The organism is Oxobacter pfennigii (genome assembly GCF_001317355.1).
GTDB lineage: Bacteria > Bacillota > Clostridia > Clostridiales > Oxobacteraceae > Oxobacter > Oxobacter pfennigii.
Genome location: NZ_LKET01000021.1, coordinates 1 through 14,276, shown reverse-complemented (window position 1 = coordinate 14,276; position 14,276 = coordinate 1). Strand labels below are relative to the sequence as shown.

At 38.2% G+C, this 14,276-nt stretch carries 16 protein-coding genes, 1 pseudogene and 1 riboswitch; of the genes and pseudogenes, 5 read left to right on the top strand and 12 right to left on the bottom strand.

Going from position 1 to position 14,276, the window contains the following annotated elements; all coding sequences use genetic code 11:
* Positions 1-7 precede the first annotated feature (7 nt).
* From OXPF_RS03165 to OXPF_RS03145, 5 genes are read right to left on the bottom strand one after another with little or no spacing between them, the layout of a single operon-like run.
* Positions 8-1,315 (bottom strand): cobyrinic acid a,c-diamide synthase CobB, encoded by a 1,308-nt coding sequence (locus OXPF_RS03165; protein WP_054873755.1) that lies wholly within the window; start codon positions 1,313-1,315, stop codon positions 8-10.
* Complete coding sequence (locus OXPF_RS03160) at positions 1,272-2,147, bottom strand: GHMP family kinase ATP-binding protein (RefSeq protein ID WP_054873754.1); 876 nt, start codon at positions 2,145-2,147, stop codon at positions 1,272-1,274. The genes OXPF_RS03165 and OXPF_RS03160 overlap by 44 nt, the downstream gene beginning before the upstream one ends.
* Complete coding sequence (locus OXPF_RS03155) at positions 2,147-3,181, bottom strand: pyridoxal phosphate-dependent aminotransferase (RefSeq protein WP_054873753.1); 1,035 nt, start codon at positions 3,179-3,181, stop codon at positions 2,147-2,149. The genes OXPF_RS03160 and OXPF_RS03155 overlap by 1 nt, the downstream gene beginning before the upstream one ends.
* Positions 3,182-4,114 (bottom strand): adenosylcobinamide-phosphate synthase CbiB, encoded by a 933-nt coding sequence (cbiB, locus tag OXPF_RS03150; RefSeq protein WP_054873752.1) that lies wholly within the window; start codon positions 4,112-4,114, stop codon positions 3,182-3,184.
* Positions 4,111-5,571, bottom strand: a complete 1,461-nt coding sequence (locus OXPF_RS03145; protein WP_054873751.1) for a cobyric acid synthase — start codon at positions 5,569-5,571, stop codon at positions 4,111-4,113. Before OXPF_RS03145 ends, cbiB begins: the two co-directional genes overlap by 4 nt.
* A gap of 150 nt (positions 5,572-5,721) precedes the next feature.
* A riboswitch (cobalamin riboswitch) is annotated at positions 5,722-5,890 on the bottom strand.
* 176 nt (positions 5,891-6,066) lie between these two features.
* Here OXPF_RS03145 and OXPF_RS03140 point away from each other — a divergent pair.
* Positions 6,067-6,330, top strand: coding sequence for a hypothetical protein (locus OXPF_RS03140; RefSeq protein ID WP_054873750.1), 264 nt, complete (start codon positions 6,067-6,069; stop codon positions 6,328-6,330).
* A gap of 77 nt (positions 6,331-6,407) precedes the next feature.
* Here OXPF_RS03140 and OXPF_RS03135 read toward each other — a convergent pair whose 3' ends face one another.
* Positions 6,408-6,830, bottom strand: coding sequence for a response regulator (locus OXPF_RS03135; protein ID WP_083479671.1), 423 nt, complete (start codon positions 6,828-6,830; stop codon positions 6,408-6,410).
* 896 nt (positions 6,831-7,726) lie between these two features.
* Positions 7,727-9,523 carry an ASKHA domain-containing protein gene (locus OXPF_RS03130; protein ID WP_160317138.1) on the bottom strand — a complete coding sequence of 599 codons (1,797 nt, stop codon included), beginning with the start codon at positions 9,521-9,523 and terminating at the stop codon, positions 7,727-7,729.
* A gap of 208 nt (positions 9,524-9,731) precedes the next feature.
* Here OXPF_RS03130 and OXPF_RS03125 point away from each other — a divergent pair, with 208 nt between their 5' ends.
* Positions 9,732-10,097, top strand: a complete 366-nt coding sequence (locus OXPF_RS03125; protein ID WP_242854305.1) for a winged helix-turn-helix transcriptional regulator — start codon at positions 9,732-9,734, stop codon at positions 10,095-10,097.
* A gap of 143 nt (positions 10,098-10,240) precedes the next feature.
* Complete coding sequence (locus OXPF_RS03120; protein ID WP_054873746.1) at positions 10,241-10,843, top strand: FMN-dependent NADH-azoreductase; 603 nt, start codon at positions 10,241-10,243, stop codon at positions 10,841-10,843.
* Positions 10,844-11,019: 176 nt separating this feature from the next.
* On the opposite strand, the gene OXPF_RS23490 is transcribed toward OXPF_RS03120, so the two are convergent.
* The 4 genes from OXPF_RS23490 to OXPF_RS03100 all read right to left on the bottom strand — a co-directional run bounded on the left by OXPF_RS23490 (position 11,020) and on the right by OXPF_RS03100 (position 12,675).
* Positions 11,020-11,229: a type II toxin-antitoxin system death-on-curing family toxin gene (locus OXPF_RS23490; protein WP_341441856.1), complete on the bottom strand. Its 210-nt coding sequence runs from the start codon at positions 11,227-11,229 to the stop codon at positions 11,020-11,022.
* Positions 11,230-11,270: 41 nt separating this feature from the next.
* Positions 11,271-11,513, bottom strand: a complete 243-nt coding sequence (locus OXPF_RS03110; RefSeq protein ID WP_054873745.1) for a type II toxin-antitoxin system prevent-host-death family antitoxin — start codon at positions 11,511-11,513, stop codon at positions 11,271-11,273.
* A gap of 80 nt (positions 11,514-11,593) precedes the next feature.
* Positions 11,594-12,079 carry a peptide deformylase gene (locus OXPF_RS03105; RefSeq protein ID WP_054873744.1) on the bottom strand — a complete coding sequence of 162 codons (486 nt, stop codon included), beginning with the start codon at positions 12,077-12,079 and terminating at the stop codon, positions 11,594-11,596.
* 266 nt (positions 12,080-12,345) lie between these two features.
* Positions 12,346-12,675, bottom strand: a complete 330-nt coding sequence (locus OXPF_RS03100; RefSeq protein ID WP_083479670.1) for a DJ-1/PfpI family protein — start codon at positions 12,673-12,675, stop codon at positions 12,346-12,348.
* A gap of 40 nt (positions 12,676-12,715) precedes the next feature.
* On the opposite strand from OXPF_RS03100, the gene OXPF_RS22305 reads away from it, so the two are divergent.
* On the top strand, positions 12,716-12,874 hold the full coding sequence (locus OXPF_RS22305) for a hypothetical protein (protein WP_160317137.1): 159 nt from the start codon (positions 12,716-12,718) through the stop codon (positions 12,872-12,874).
* A 48-nt stretch (positions 12,875-12,922) separates the two neighbouring features.
* Here OXPF_RS22305 and OXPF_RS03095 read toward each other — a convergent pair.
* Positions 12,923-13,702 (bottom strand): annotated as a pseudogene (locus OXPF_RS03095) (ATP-binding protein).
* A gap of 181 nt (positions 13,703-13,883) precedes the next feature.
* On the opposite strand from OXPF_RS03095, the gene OXPF_RS23290 reads away from it, so the two are divergent.
* A partial coding sequence (locus OXPF_RS23290; protein WP_160317136.1) for a transposase family protein occupies positions 13,884-14,276 on the top strand: 393 nt, incomplete at its 3' end.

The window sequence follows — 14,276 nt, the reverse complement described above, 5'->3', positions numbered from 1 at the left end:
TGCCTCCTTACTTGTTTCTCTCAACATAATCCAACATGTGATTTAAAGCCTTCATATTTCCTAAAAAACTTATGTGAGGGTATCCACCCAGCACATTTTTATATTTATAGCCGCAGGACCATACTTTTTCTCCCATGGCTTTTCTTATTTCATAAACAGTATCGCCTTCAACTTCCGCCGTAGACTTATGGAATTCATGGCCTGTCAGTTTATCTCCCGCATCTCCCAACAGGCAGTCAACTTTCAAGGTGGTATTCATATAGCCAAACCTTTGAAGACTTTTTGTGAGGTAGCTTTTCCCTTTGAAAACCCCCGCCATTTTGCAGTCTTCTATATATTCCAAAAGATACATAAAACCGCCGCATTCTCCGAAGATGCAGCCGCCTTTTTCTGCAAATCCCTTTATGCTTTTTAACATGCTTGTGTTTTTTGATAACTCTTCTTTAAATACCTCGGGATAGCCGCCCCCTAAATATAAAAGGTCACATTCCGGCAGCACATCATCATTCATGGGTGAAAAAAATTCCACTTCACAGCAGTTCTTTAAAAGCTCTATATTTTCACGGTAATAGAATGAAAAGGCCTTATCCTTTGCAACTGCTGCTTTTATATTCCTCCTCCTCGGCCAGTCAATATTTTGCCCCTTTATTTCTTTCATGAGGTTTATTAAGGCTTCCACATCCACATTTTCAAGAATTGTCTGTGCCACATTTTCAATTCTATCCTTTAAATCTTCTATCTCCATGCTTTGAACAAGGCCTAAATGCCTGCTTTTAAGCTGTGCCTCCTTAAGGGGTGGTATATGACCTAAAACCTTTAAATCCGTATGTTCCTCAATTGCTTCCTTTAAAAGGGCATAATAGTTCTTTTCAACCCTGTTTATGATAACAGCCTTGATTTTGGATTGTCCAAATTCCGCCATGCCTTTAATCTTAGGAACGGCCGTAAACATCTCAGCCTGAGGGGTGTAAATTAAAACGGCATTAACGTCTAATTCCCTTGATATGTCATAGCTTGAATTTATATAATTATTGTGCATTCCATCAAAATAGCCCATGGCACCTTCTATAATGCAGTACTCTGCATTGCCCAGTGACAAAGCCTTTTTCATTCCGTCCCTTCCCTGGAGGTGCATGTCAAGGTTTGTCCCATCTTTACCGCAAGCTTCCTTTATAAATGCGGTATCAATATAATCGGGGCCTGTCTTAAAACCGCAGATATCAAGGCCTTTCATTTTAAGGGCGCGAAGAAGCCCCATTGTAAATGTGGTTTTACCGCTTCCGCTCGACGGCGATGTAATCATAATTCCTTTCATATTCATTTCTCCTTAAAGTTTCTAGTACATGGGATTTGTAGCCTTTTATACTGTCTCTGTATTGAAGTGCGAATTCCAGTTTCTTTTTATCATCGTAAATAATGCCCAGCATATCCCCGCTGTGAGCTCCTATTATTCCAAGTCCGCCTGTTATATCCTTCAAGGCATCAACATGGCCTAATACATCGTAGGATACTCTTTTTAAATTTCTATTTATACTCTCGGTAGAAGCTGCTGCAATCAAAGATATATTCTTATTTGTAATGCCTTCCTGAACTTTGGTATAAAGGTCGCTTATATCGTCAAGAGACGGCAGCTTGCTTTTATTGAAAGTTACGGTATCAATGGTCCGCTCTCCTTCAAAGGCAAGGATATAAAATTTTATATATTCACCCACTCCTTTGTAAAAGCTTCCCGACTTATAATCAAACATGGTCATTTCTCTGAAAATAATACTGTCCGTCGGCTCAATCCTTAAAAATTCCTTTAGCACCTCATATATATCAAAATTTCTGTAAAAAAGCTTTAAAAGGCAAATATAGGTAGCGCAAAGGTCGGCAGTGCTGCTGGCAAAACCTTTTCCTAATGGGATATTGGATTCAATCTCGATATCAAAGGTAGAATTTAAATGTCCATATCCCCACCTGTTTAACATATTCTCAAGAAGGGTAGAAGATTTTATGTGCTGAAACCTTTTTTCCGGATTATCGCATTCATAAACCCTGACACGGGTAAACATATTGACAGGGCAGGAGATGAGTATGTCTCTGCCATCGACTTTGCCTTGGATTATTTCACCGGCGCTGCCGGGATATAAAGATATAGCCTCCATTAAACGCACTCCTTAAAGCAGTTTACAATCCTTTTGTTGCTGTCATGGTCTTTTACCGCAATTCTTATATAGCTCTTATCAAGGCCCTCAAAACTTGAAGCCTTCCTTATAAGTATCCCATTTTTTAGAAATTTATCAAATAAAATATCTTCATCGTATTTTAAAAGTTTTATGAGTATGAAATTTACCTGGCTGTCAAATACCTTTAAATAGTCTATTCCTGACAACTCAGTCAGTAAAAATTCCCTTTCCTTTTTTATATATTCCCTTGTATTTTCTATATATCTAACATCCTTGAATATGTTCCTTGCGGCCGCATTGGCAAAGGAATTTACGCTCCAGGGACTTTCAATTTCATTGTATCTTTTAACAAAATCACCCTTTGCATAAGCATATCCCAGCCTTATACCCGGCAGGGCAAAAAACTTGGTAGCAGCCCTTATTATACATACATTTTGAGCATTATGAAAAAGCTTTATGCTGTCATAATCAAATGGGCAAAATTCATAAAAGGCCTCATCCAAAAGCAAAAAGGCATTTCTTTCTTTTGTAATGCTTTGTATTTTATAAAGCATGTCCTCTGGAATCCGCTTTGCCGTGGGGTTGTTGGGATTCCCGAGTATGAGTAAGTCCCCTTCCTTTAAGGCCTTATTCAATTCACCCAAATCTATTTTAAAGTCATTATCAAGCCTTAATCTTACGACTTCTCTACCTAAAATCTCCGGGCGCTTTATGTATTCTATAAAGCAGGGGGTAAATACCACCACCCTTTTAAACAACAGGCTTACGTTATTTATAATCTCCAGAGCACCATTTCCCGTCATCACTTCATCACTATGACAGCCTAAATATGCTGATATATTTTCTCTTAGCTCCCGGTATTTTATATCAGGATAGGAAATTAACTCATCATAAGACTTAATTAAAACCTCTTTTAATCCGGCCGGAGGGCCTAAGGGGTTTATATTGCTGCTGAAATCAATTATATCGGCACCGTCTGCCATATATGAAATTGTGTCTCCGCCATGTATCACTTATAACACCCCAATTAGTATATAGTAGATGATCAAAAGCAGGGCTTCAGCCCGGTACATAATTTCTATGGTTCTTTTTATATCATCTTTATTTAATTCTCTTAATTTATCTCCAATGCGGGGCTTTTTCATAACTTCCCCGAAGTATACATTGTCGCCGCCTAATTGAACTCCTAAAAGTCCGGCTGTGGCACCTTCAGGATAAGCGCAGTTAGGACTTTTATGATTTTTTCTGTCCCTGACCATTATCCTTAATCCATCCATTACCTTGAACCTAAAAAAGGAGGAAAGGCACATTAAGACTCCTGTAAGCCTTGCAGGTATGAAGTTAAAAACATCATCGGTTTTAGCAGGAAAAAATCCTATGTGCCTGTATGTCTCATTGAGATACCCCAGCATTGAATCCATGGTGTTGGTCATTTTATATGCAAATGCCAGGGGTGCTCCGCCTATTGCAGCGAAGAGTATGGGGGCAATTACCCCGTCTGAAGCATTTTCTGCCACTGTCTCCACTGTGGCTCTTACAATTTCGTGTTCATCAAGGTTTTTTGTATCCCTTCCCACTATGTAGGAAAGCTTATGCCTTGCATCCTCCACATTGTTTAAAAGAGCCCTGTATATTTTCATAGCCTCCCGGTGAAGACATCCGGCAGCTATGCAGGTATATAAAAAGTAAGTGTTTACAATAAAATAAATTATTTTATAGCCTTTTATGGCATTTAATATAAAATAAGGTATAAAATATGCCATCAATATATTTAAAACAACGATTATAAAGCCGGCAACCTTTAGGGCCTGCGGAGTCTTTGCCACTTTTCTGGCTGCTTTTTCTTCAAAGGCTATTATATTCCCCATAAGCTTTATGGGATGGGGAAAGCTGTATGGATCCCCTATGGCTACATCTATTAAAGCTGCTATACTTAATTCAATCATTTTTTGATTCCTGCCAGACTGCGTATATATTCCATATCCAAATTCTCTTCAACTATTTGAGCCAGCTTTTCCAGTTCTTCTTCCCTTTTTTCCTTAAGGTCAATACTATCCTTTTCGGCTAAGTTCTTTTTCTTTCTTATAGTATTTAAAAGGCTGCTTCTGAATTCATGAGAGTCAAATATGCCGTGGACATAAGTGCCGTAATACCTTCCGTCCCTCATATCGCCGTCCATATAACTCTCGGCCTTTCTTTCCTTAAGGTTTATATGCACAAAGGGATTCATATTGCCGTAAGTCCTGCCGGAATGTATTTCATAGCCGTATACCTTATGTCCCATAGCCTCTCCTTCAACGTTTGAAGTTATTTTACTGCCCTTGAATTCAGTTACAGTGTCAAACATTTTAAGGCCTTCTTCCACTTCTCCCTTTGTTACTTCCCAGCCTTCAACATCTATTATTTCTTTTCCCATCATCTGATATCCGCCGCACACTCCAAAGATTATGCCTTTGTAGTTTAAAAAGGCTTTATCAAACCCGACGCTTTTTAGCCATCTTATATCTTCTATGGTATTTTTGCTTCCGGGGATTATAACCATGTCCGCATCCCCAATTTCATCTGGAGAGGTTATGAAATTTACGGATACATCCTCATCGAATTTAAATGGATCAAAATCCGTAAAATTGGATATTCTGGGTAAGCGTATAACTGCTATTTTTATGCTGCCGCTGGTTGAAGCTTCAAATTCGATGGCTCCGTCTTCCTCGTCAAGCTTGACACGCATGTAGGGTACAATTCCCACCACAGGTATTTTAACCAAATCCTCTATCATATCTATACCCGTTTGAAGAATGGTCTTGTCTCCTCTGAATTTATTAATAATGATCCCTTTTATTCTTTTTCTTTCATTCTCATCTAAGAGCATTACGGTACCGTATATACAGGCAAACACTCCGCCCTTGTCTATATCGGCTACCAAAAGCACCGGAGCATCGGCAATTTCCGCCATCCCCATATTTACGATATCGTTATCCTTAAGGTTAATCTCCGCCGGACTGCCTGCGCCTTCTATAACCACCAAATCGTTATTGCTTTCAATTTCTTCATATATTTCCTTTATCATATCCCTAAGGCGGGGTTTAAATTCAAAATACTCCACCGCATCCATATTCATATAAGGCCTTCCCTTTATTATGACCTGGCTTTTTCTGTCGGTGGTAGGCTTTAATAAAATGGGATTCATCAGCACCGAAGGATCTATCTTTGATGCTGTTGCCTGGAGTACCTGGGCTCGTCCCATTTCAAGGCCTTCCATTGTTACGTATGAATTTAAGGACATATTTTGTGATTTAAAAGGATATACCTTTAATCCTTCATTTGCAAATATTCTGCATAAAGCCGCAGTCATGAGGCTTTTGCCTGCCGAGGACGCTGTCCCCTGTACCATTATTCCAGGCATATTATCATCTCCGTTTTATTAAAATTTTCTATAATTAAAAAACCCGCTCCATCAAAAGGCAGCGGGTACATGTACTACAAAAATCCATATTATTTGTCTGATAGGCAAAAATTGGATTGTCCAATATACTACCACTTCCCTTCCCTCCGAAGGATTAGCATATCTCAGGTAGGTCTCCTGGCTGGCGGGTCGTCCTCCTCCTACCTTCCCGGTTGTCCGGTGGTCTAGGATTTGTCGCCGTATACAGTAGCGGGGGCTACAGCGGATTTTCACCGCTTTCCCTTTTATGCTAAAAAGCACCTAAGATTTTTTTATTTAATTTGCTATTTCTATTATATATTAAGCACTTTTTACCTGCAACACAAATAAATTAGAAAGTTTATACTTTTGCAAATAAATATGACAAAATCATTAAAGAATATGCTGTAACATACTTATTTTTTTCACATAACATGTTACTAGAATAGTATATATTTGCAGAATAGAGGGATGGCCATGAGTACAAGTACAGTTTATATTTCCGATTTTGGTACAAATAAAAACGCTGTTAATAATAAGAATGGCATCTTCGGGACCCCGACAAGCACTGCATTGTTTACAATATTAATCCTTGTAATAATTATTTTGGCTTGCGGTGGCCAGGTTTTCGGCGGATACAGTAATTACCCCGGATACGGCGGTTTTTCTCCCTACGGATACACCTATCCCCCTTGGAGAAGATGCTACAGATACAACCCTTACGATATGTACGACGATTAATCACACCGTCTATAAAATTGTAAATAAACACTAAAAGGGATTGTCCTTTTAACAGTCCCTCTTTTTACTTTAAACTTTTAAGATATTTTCTTAAATCCGCATCTGCCTTCAGATATGGATTTTATTTTTTTGAGCATTTCCAATAAATCAAAGGGTTTCTCCAATATATCCTGATAAGTCCCCTCCGGCGGAAAATCAACGCTGTTATAAACCGTTCCCGTAACCAACACGACAGGTATATCCCGAAGCATAGCATCTGAGCGCATTCTCTCTACCGTCTCCCGGCCGTTGATTCCCGGCATATTAAGGTCTAAGAGCACAATGTCGGGCTTTTTGCATTCCCTTAGTTTTCTCAGGCCTGAAAGGCCGTCATATGCTGCGGTAACCTCATACCCTTCATCTGAAAGCATTTCACTTATTACCATTACTATCGCTGGTTCATCTTCAATTATCATTACATGAGCCATATCGTCCACCTTCTTAATACATTGTTTTATCATACGGTCTTTTTCCTTTTAAAAACAGTAAGTCCGTCATATAGCATCAATTATTACTAATATTTACCATGTATTATTCTTCACATATATTCCAATTCCTTCTAAATTAATGAAACATATGGAATTTTTACAATAAATATAGAAAAAGTTATGTTATAATGGGTGGAACTAGAGTTTATTTAAATAAATCTTCCTGCTTTTCCCACAACATTCTACGCTGAAAATTATAACTCCGCCATCATTTTTGTAATTTATTAAATCCGATATATCAAAGGCCTTTGATTTAGTTTTTCCACTAAAGTTTTTTACCTCATGTGCTTTAACTTGTATAGGAATACGACCTAATAGACTTTCTTTTTTATTTGTTTCATTTATATATACAAAGATAAAACCATCCCATGAATCAGCCCTATCATTAAAATCTAAGTGCGGAGTTAAACATTCAGAATTAAATAGTACTTCATTAATAATTGTTATTCCTTTACCTTCAATAGATTCTACTTATTCGGGTGATAAATAATAATGAAAAGCTAAATGAAACAATGTTTCGTTTTGGTCAGCAACAGAGAAAATGAATTAAAAAGTTACCTTGTGCTAATTGGTAAGTGCAAAACCCCATTATACGATTTGATGTTTATCCGAAATGCAGACAACCATAATATGGCGGTCAAGTCGAATAGGTTTACTTATATAGCCGACAAACCTTGTTGGCACCAATAAAGAGACCTGACCGAAAGATTATGGCTGTTAGATTCATCTAACCGAGATAATATCTCGGTCAGATGCTTACTCTACCCTGCTGCCTTAAGGATACGAATTATGTTTGTAACCTTGAGGTCGTAAAACCTGACCGTTACATTATAACGGTTAGATAAAGGTAACACTTATAAAACCATCTGTTAGAATACCATTGAATCAACAAACAGTCCCTCGAAGTCTGGCCTTCCCGATAATTCAACGTATTTAGTGGAGTTTGATATTTTTTCTAATTCACCGATCGCTGATTCGGAAAGAAGGCACATCTTCGAGCCGGTACCTGCGGAATTGCCGATGGATTTAACCTTGCCTGCAAGCTCCTTCGGTAAAAGTCCGATGTTTAATGCGCTTTCTATATTCATGAAATTGCCGAAGCCTCCGGCAACATAAATGGTTTCTACATCTTTAAATTCGATGCCTGCTTCTTTAACGAGAATCTTCATTCCCGCACTTACGGCAGCCTTGGCAAGCTGTACCTCTCTTACATCTTTCTGGGTAAATACAACATCACCTTCTATGGTAAATTGCTTTCCGCTGTCGGTTGTGGTTATCCTGTTCTTTAATGAATCCGGAAGGTCCAATTCTTCCGGCTTATACATTCTGCCCGTCTTATTTATTATCTCATACTTCACAAATTCAGATACGGCATCAAGAACTCCCGAACCGCAAATACCTATGGGCTTCGCATCCCCTATTGTTGAATATATTTTGTCCTGGGACAGGTCTATCTTTGATACTGCTCCTTTGACACCGCCTATTCCCCATTTAATTGTAGCTCCTTCAAATGCCGGGCCTGCTGCCGTTGCACAGGATACAATGCCGTCTTTGTTTCCTACAGCCATTTCTCCGTTTGTGCCAAGGTCTAAAAGTAGTGAATATTTTTCTGACTTGTGCATGCCGCAGGCAAGTATTCCGGCAGTTATGTCGCTTCCCACATAGCTTGCTACTCCTGGAAGGACTGAAACGTAACCGTCGATAGGCATGTTCATTTCCCTTCCCGGCACCTCAACGAGGTCAGTTACAACCGGAATATATGGGGAAACGGCAATACTTTCGCAGGGCACTCCTAAGAATAAGTGAGTCATGGTTGTATTTCCAACGACAGTGACATTATATACATGCTTAGTTTCCATATTATTTCTTTCACAAAGCTTTATAAGCATCCCGCCTAACTGGTTTACAATAGCATCCCTTAATGTTGTAAGTCCGTCTTTTTGCTGTATGGTATAGTTAATCCTAGAAATAACATCGGCACCATAGGGTCTTTGGGCGTTAACACCTGATTCAACGTCTATGACCTTTCCGGAAGTAAGGTCTATCAAATAGGAAGCTACCGTTGTAGTACCAATATCAACTGCTATGCCATAGGATTTATCCGATGCATCTCCTGCTTCAATATTCAAAAGCTCACCTTTGTAAACACTTACAGTTACTTTATAATCGCTCTTTATAAGCACATCATGCATTTCTCTCATCAATTTACTTCTGGCAGATAAGCTAGTAATTCCCAACCCGTCCTGAATTCTTCTTATATCGCTTCTCTGGTCATGGATTGATGGGGGAGTAAGATTCAGATATTTCTTTATTACAAAGGGGCTTACCTGGATATCCATATCTTCACTACCTGTCGTAAGTACATTAATTGCGCTTGCAACTGTAGGAACTTCAATATCCATTGGCTCATCTACTATTACACCGCAGGCAAGCCTCATCCCCCTAGAAATCTCATCTTCACTCAAGTGCTTTATATCGGTATTCGCAGGCTCCTTTGCTCCCTTGTGGAATATGACCTTGCACTTTCCGCAAATGCCTTTACCGCCGCAGGGTGTCTGAACATATATACCTTCTTTGATCATTACCTTAAGAAGGTTATCCCCTTCATTGGCATAAATAACTCTTGGCCCTCCGTCTTTTTTCACTGTAATTTGAAAAGTTCTCATGTATGATACCTCCATAAATTAAAATGAAATATATTTAAAATGCATTTTAATCTGCATATTGTGAGTTAATTATACGATATGCTATAATATTAGCCATTAAATCATTTATTGGCTAGTAGGCACTATTTTGTACCATAGTACCCGAAATTATACTTAGAGAAAGGTGAGTCATATGAACGAAGTTTTAAAAAGACATGAACAATGCCATATGAGAGATCAGTGTGAACAATATGATGTATGCCCTATGGTTTTGGTCCAAAACCTGGTATCGGGCAAATGGAAATTATTGATACTCTGGTATTTAAGTTACAGCACCTTAAGATTCAGCGATATAAAAAACAGATTTAAAAATATAACGCAAAAAATGCTGACTCAGCAGTTAAGGAGCCTAGAAGAAAATAAGCTGATATTCAGAAAGGTTTATCCTGTAGTACCGCCAAAAGTTGAATATGGGCTGACTGATATAGGGAAGAAACTGATTCCTGTATTGAAAATGATGCATGGCTTTGGGGCAGAATATCTGAAATCCGGCATTGTATCAGACCAGCTTGCAGAAGAAGAGGGAAAAGATTAATAATGCAATAGTATATTTAAAGAAACTATGGCACTAAATAGTGCCTTGTTGCTAATAATTATTTTTATTGTTATTATGTCATCATAAAATACATTCTCACAGTTAATAATAACATTGATAAAGATGATGAGGAGATGTTTATGATGAGCAAAGTTCTTTACATCAAAGCAAATGCCAAGCCGGAAGGTGCATCAAGGACTTTCAAAATTTCAGACAGTTTTATCGAAGCATATAAGGAGAGCCATCCTGACGACGAAGTAATAACTCTTGATTTATATAAGGAAAACATCGGATTTTTATCTGAGGATGATATAGCCCATCATAATGTGGAACCGGGAGCCCACAGGGACCATCCGGTTTTAAAGTATGCTTATCAATTCCTTGAGGCTGACAAATATGTATTTTCAGCACCTTTCTGGAATTTGAGCTTCCCTGCCATACTTAAGGCTTACCTTGATTATGTAATGGTAAGCGGCATTACATTCAAGTATACTTCCCAGGGCCCTGTGGGCTTGTGCCATGGGAAAAAGGCTATACATTTTGTTACCAGAGGCGGCGAATATTCAGAGCCACCGCTTTCAAACTTTGAAATGGGAGACAGATATTTGAGGATTATCTTAGGCTTCCTTGGGATACAGGACTTTAAAACCTTTGCGGTTGAAAGAATAGACCGCAGCGCTACAGATACTGCAATCCTTGTTGCAGAAAAAAGCCAAGAAGCCAGTGAATTAGCGATTGACTTTTAATATAAGCTCCCCTATCTTAAATAAAATTGAGATAGGGGAGTTTTGTATTCATCTATTAATTTTATGATTGTCAATCCAAATAATAATATCTTGTATATTAAACATGCCTTTTGCAATATCAAATCCCAGACTAATGAGCTCTTCTTGACTAAAACTAAGCCTTATATCATTGTATTCTAATAAAACAAGCATTGTATACATCCAGTTCTTTTGTTGCCATCTATAAAGGGGTGATTATTTACTATGCTATAACATATGCTTGCACACTTTTCTTCAATTGTGGAGTACAAATCTACTCCATTAAATGTAGCTTTTGAATTTTCAACAGCCGAATTTAGTAGTTCTATGCTCCTAATTCCCTTTAATCCTCCAGTAACACTTATCATTTTCGTATGCCACATCATAATATACTCAATAGTTATATATTTCATTTAGCAAGTTCCCTGAATGCCTCTAAATTACTTTCAAGTATTCTATCGGCTATTGCACTCAACTGTTCTTCATCTGAAATAGCCGCTTTGATAAATTCTTCAAAGTCTAAAAGTATATACTTAGGCTTATTGTTCTTCATTATAACAACAGACTTATCTTTATCTACAATTTTAGCAATTTTAGAGAAATTTTGATTTGCTTCTGATATAGGTATCATATTCTCGGTATTTACTAACACATTAAACACCTCCTATTACTATTATATCACATTTAGGAGTAATTTATCCTAACTTTTAATATAATAACAGTAAATTTATATTAGTGATTCTCTTTTATTACAAATGACTTATTATCTATGGCCCGCATTGTGGCAAGAATTCCGTCAAGATGGTCAAACTCGTGCTGCAGCAATTCCGACATGTCACCTTCCAATTCCAGCTTGCAGTCATTCCAGTTTTCATCCTTATAGTGGATTATGCACCTTTTGTGGCGCATCAGCTTTACAAGAAGGCCGGGAAATGACATGCAATCGTCCAATACCTCCATCATTTCATCATCCGGATACTCCATCCAAGGATTTATAAATAATATAGGAGTATCCAGGTGCCTGTAGATGATGCGCTTTCTTTCACCGATTTGAGGAGCTGCAATTGCCCTTCCTACACCATATTTATTTCTGAAGGCAATTAAAGTATCCCGCAAATCCCCTTTGATTTTCAGGATTTCAGGCATTTCATCCCTTGTGCATTCCTCACTTATCTCATATAATTGCGGGTCACCCAGCAAAAAAATCTTTCTTTCCATGTATTTAGCCCCCTCGCTTGATTATTATTTCTGCTTATCAGTATACATCACAATTTTTACATCCACAATTATATAGTTAATAACAAAAAGTCGTTGAATAAAATGTATATAAACCACAAAAAGTCGTTGTATTTTTTGTGGTTTATGGATATATTGTTTAGCACAAGAACCGGAGGTGTTGATTATGTATCGTACTGCGATTGAAAAGGTGGCACTACTCTAATTGAGAAGTACCACCTTTAATTTCTTTAATCATTATTTAGAAATTAAAGAGTACGAACAGCTCCGTTTTTAAAATTATCAAACCATTTTTCAATTTCTTCATCTGTATCTATCTTCAATGTTTTAAAAATATGATACGCAAATTCTACAGCAGCGGTTTCATTGGCTGTAATAAACCCTTTGTCCACCACTACTTGTGCTGGCACATAAAGATCCTGTCCGGTATAACCTTGCTGATTTTGAAAGAGTTCCAAACTATCGCCGGTATGTTTTACATGATTTAAGAAACCATGCCGGCACAAAAATAAAGTGGCTCCGCATATAGCAGCAATTGAGATGCCTTTGCCTGCGACAACTCTAACAAATTCTGCTATATCATCATTTGCATGGTATTAACCTACCGGGAGTGAATTAATGAAATCATTAGAATATTTAAGTTATAATGAAGATTATATAAATCAGGAACTCGCTGAATACGCCGATGAGATAATGCATACTTTTCGGAAGTCCAGCACACCCCTAACCGGAAAAACAGAGCACTGCTTTCCGGCTAGAGTGCAGTTGCTTATCTAATGGATTCCATCATATTTTTGATTTAACTAACTGATTTGCATCATCAGCTTATTCATGGATGATTCTCCCTTTTGCAGAGGATTTCAGACCGTGGCGCTCACGCATGGAAACCAGTCCATCAATCATAACCTCATACGAATTATGAATAATACGGTCAATAATGGCTTCAGAAACGGTAGCATCACTTTCCGTTCCAATCCGGCTATACCAGTCGCCCGGTTCAAACTGTGTGCAGAAGATGACTGAACCGCGCACAGTTCATGCTTCTATGATTTCAAGAAGCTCTCTTGCCTGGTCACTTGCCAGTGGTGTAAGAAGAAATTCGTCCAGTATCAGCAAGTCAATACGCTGATAAGTCTTAATAACTTTTTCAAAAGTTCCTTCTCCATGTGCTACTGCAAGTTCGTTCAGTAGATCGGGCAGCCGGATATAACGGACCTTGATGAAGTTCCTGCAGGCAGCAATGCCAAGTGCACAGGCAATATAGGTTTTGCCATTGCCGGATGCACCTTTGAGAATGATATGATGATTTGCGCTGATGTATCGGCAGGTTGAGAACTCCAACATTTGTGCTTTATCCAGTTTTCTGTCCACATGGTATTCAATATCTTCCATGCAGGCATTGGGATGGCGGAAGTCTCCAATGTGGATTAACTTCTGCAATTTTGTATTTTTTCGTTTATCCCATTCTTTATCAACCAGCATGCCAAATCGGTCTTCAAAAGAAAAAGGAACAAATGACTGGTCTTTGCATTGTGCTTCAAATGCATCTGCCATGGCAGAAAGTCGCAAATCATGCAGCTTATCAATGGTTACCTGTCGTATCATTAGCGGTCACCTCCCTTAAAGTAAGCTACGCCACGGGTAATGCCATGTGATGTATTCTCGTTAGCAGAAAGTGTGAATATTCCGGTGCGGTGGGTTCATCCTTAATTATCCGTTTATTTGTGTTTTTCTGATAGGAAAAATGATATGATAAATATATCAGATTTGAAAGTGGTGTGTGTTGATGCAAGCCATAAATGCCTTTGAAATTCAATCATTTTTTCCTGAAGATTCTCTCATAATAACAAATATTGAAAATAAGGACCATCAAATTATAATTAAAATGAAATCTAAATCTAGTAGCTGCGAATGTCCTGCATGCCATACGACGTCTAATCATTATCATGGCACATATGTAAGGAAGGTCCAAGATCTTCCCATTCTTGGCAAGAGAGTTCTATTGGAAATTACGTCTCATGAGTATTGCTGTGATAATGAAGAATGCGAAGTGGTTACTATTGCTGAAACGTATCACGGATTCCTTAATTCATATAGCCGTAAGACAGAGCGACTAGAAGATTTCATTTGCATACTAGCATTGGAGACGAGTTGCGAAGGTGCTTCACGCATCTGCAAG